This is a genomic window from Nodosilinea sp. LEGE 07298 (genome assembly GCF_015207265.1).
Lineage (GTDB): Bacteria > Cyanobacteriota > Cyanobacteriia > Phormidesmidales > Phormidesmidaceae > Nodosilinea.
Genome location: NZ_JADEXE010000505.1, coordinates 1 through 2,671, shown reverse-complemented (window position 1 = coordinate 2,671; position 2,671 = coordinate 1). Strand labels below are relative to the sequence as shown.

2 protein-coding genes and 1 pseudogene are annotated in these 2,671 nt (G+C 57.5%); 2 read left to right on the top strand and 1 reads right to left on the bottom strand.

The annotated features are described in order from the left end of the window. The first annotated feature begins 460 nt into the window (after positions 1-460). Entirely contained in the window at positions 461-1,051 is a 591-nt protein-coding gene (locus tag IQ273_RS32380) for an SH3 domain-containing protein (protein ID WP_194027181.1), read from the top strand. A 114-nt stretch (positions 1,052-1,165) separates the two neighbouring features. Here IQ273_RS32380 and IQ273_RS32375 read toward each other — a convergent pair whose 3' ends face one another. Next, complete coding sequence (locus IQ273_RS32375; protein WP_313898331.1) at positions 1,166-1,369, bottom strand: hypothetical protein; 204 nt, start codon at positions 1,367-1,369, stop codon at positions 1,166-1,168. 125 nt (positions 1,370-1,494) lie between these two features. Between IQ273_RS32375 and IQ273_RS32370 the strand changes: the two are divergent. Next, positions 1,495-2,671 (top strand): annotated as a pseudogene (locus IQ273_RS32370) (DNA mismatch repair protein MutS); the annotation flags it as partial.

Here is a 2,671-nt window from a genome sequence, read left to right as displayed (position 1 = left end):
GTTTCGATGGTAGGACTAGGCAAATGCAGAGGGTAGAATTCGGCAATATTCTTTTAATATGCCAAGCCTATTGAGCTAAAAAATCCTCTAGCAGGCGTGGATCGCCCCACCATCAAGGGCGTATCTCCGCCGCTTGGGGCTGCGAGACAAGTGGCTGCTTGCTAAGGCAAATTGCCCACCGCAGCGCAAAATTCACCGTAAAACCTTCCCTTTGAGCCATTTCTGCCCTATGGGGGTGGTTGTTTGCCAGCTAATTTGGTCCTATTTCTACAGTGCCGTTGTTCGTGAGCATGGCCTCAGTAGGTTGTTCTGTAAATGCTCACAACTGGTTTTGGGCCTCGCCCACCAAAGCCCTAGCTGCAATTAGTGCGCATTTAACGCTCTAAGCGCTGATCTGCAAGAGCGGCTGAAGGCTGACCTTTAGCTGAACCCCTATTAAGGATAAGGAGCCATACCTACAATGCTTGGACATCATTCTAAATTTACCCTGATCAACGCCGTGCTTGTCACCCTTGGTCTAAGTACGGCACCAGTTGCGACGATCGCCCGCGCTGAGACTGCCGCTAGCTCGCCCCAAACGAGTTCTCTGCTGGCCCAGGCCAATACCTGCCGACGAGTGACCCCCAACATTAATGGCCTGAACGTACGGCAGTCTCCTGCCTTGACCGCTAACGTGATTGGCGTGGTGCCAGGCGGTAGCACGATCACGTTAGAAAATACTGGCCAAAACGGTTGGGTACCCATCACAGAACCCTTCGACGGCTACGTGTCTGCTGGCTATTTGGTCTACTGCAACTCTGCGGCGACAGATCCAGGCATCGATACCCCGGTAGCCAACGCCCCGGTTGCCGATGCCTCTGGAGTATGCCGTCAGGTGATTGTTAGAAGCGGCCTGAATGTGAGAGCTGAGCCCACGGTTTACTCTGCTCGGGTAGGGGCATTGCCCACAGGCACCAATGTCACCGCGACCGGTTCTGAAGTGAACGATTGGCTGCCTATTTCTGACCCCATCGACGGCTATGTAGCTGCCCGCTTTTTGGGTGATTGTTGAGCGTATGACCAAGCCCATACTTCTAAAGCTAGCCCTGCTCAGGCAAAAGCCTGAGCAGGGCTTTGAAGTAGCATTTTGCCGTTCATGCTGCGTGCTTAGACCTGAGGCACGAGTTTAGAACCCCTGGCGGGAGACAAATTTCTCGATGTCGGCCTGGGTCTGGTGCAGCAGGTTATTGCGGCTATCGCCAGTATTGCTGAGGGAGGGCACCAGGTTGCGGGCCTGGAGCGCCATGTGAAGCTGTAGATGGGCGACGTATTCGGAAAAGTCTTCGCGGGTTTCGGTCAGGGCTGGAGCTACGTTATCTGCCAGGGCCACGGGAATAACCTCTCTTCTATTAAACATCGAGAAAGTATGCAACGATATCGAAGCTAACATAGGCCCTGTACCCATTGCGGGCCATGCAACGAAGCTTAACGGTGCGTAACATCTGACACATTTCTATGTCCGGTTCATCTTCCCCCGCCGATAGCCCACCTCCCATTCCTGAGCGGCTGGCCAAACATACCGTGCGCTACGCCGACCACCGCTCGGTCAACTGGGACGAGCTGACCCCGATGATGCGCCACTACGTGGAGATGAAGGAGCAGTATCCCCACGCCCTGGTGCTGTATCGGGTGGGGGATTTCTTTGAGACCTTTTTTCAGGATGCGATCGCGATCGCCCGCGAGTTAGAACTGGTGCTGACCAGCAAAGACGCGGGCAAGGCGATTGGTCGGGTACCCCTGGCGGGCATTCCCCACCACGCCCTCGATCGCTACTGCACCCTGCTGGTGGAACGGGGCTATGCGATCGCCATCTGCGACCAGGTTGAGGATCCAGCGGTTGCTCAGGGATTGGTAAAACGCGAAGTTACCCGCGTCATCACCCCCGGCACCGTGATCGAAGAGGGCATGCTGAGTGCCAGCCAGAACAACTTTTTGGCCTCGGTGGTGGTGGCGGGGCATCACTGGGGGCTGTCCTACGCCGATGTCTCCACCGGAGAGTTCTTAACCACCCAGGGCGAAGATCTCGATCAGCTTTGTCAGGAGCTGCTGCGGCTTCAGCCCGCCGAGGTTCTGTTTCCGGTGGATGCGCCGAATTTGGGCGCGATGCTGAGGCCGGGGGATACCTCCGACCAGCTGCCGAATTGCCTGCCGCGCCAGTTTTGCTACACTCTCCGGCCCCAGGGGCCTTACAGCCAAAGCGAGGCCCGCCAGAGACTCTTGCAGCGGTTTCGGCTGCGATCGCTAGAAGGCTTGGGCTGCGACCATTTGCCCCTGGCGGTGCGGGCGGCGGGCGGCCTGCTGCACTACGTCGAAGAAACCCAGAAGACCGTCCAGGCACCGCTCCAGCCTCTCTGTACCTACACCCTGGCGGCCTATCTGGTGATCGATCACCAGACCCGTCGCAACTTAGAGATCACCCAGACCGCCCGCGACGGCACCTACAACGGCTCTCTGCTCTGGGCACTCGATCGCACGGTGACAGCGATGGGTGGCCGCACCCTGCGCCGCTGGCTGCTGCAACCCCTGCTGGATGTCAAAGGCATTCAGTCGCGCCAGGCCACCATCACTGAACTCTTGCAGGACGGCAACCTGCGCCAGATGCTGCAGCACAAGCTAAAGCAGATCTACGACC

Bases quoted from the DNA above. Each gene is read 5' to 3' on its own strand.
- IQ273_RS32380 (WP_194027181.1), top strand. From the start codon at position 461: ATGCTTGGACATCATTCTAAATTTACCCTGATCAACGCCGTGCTTGTC.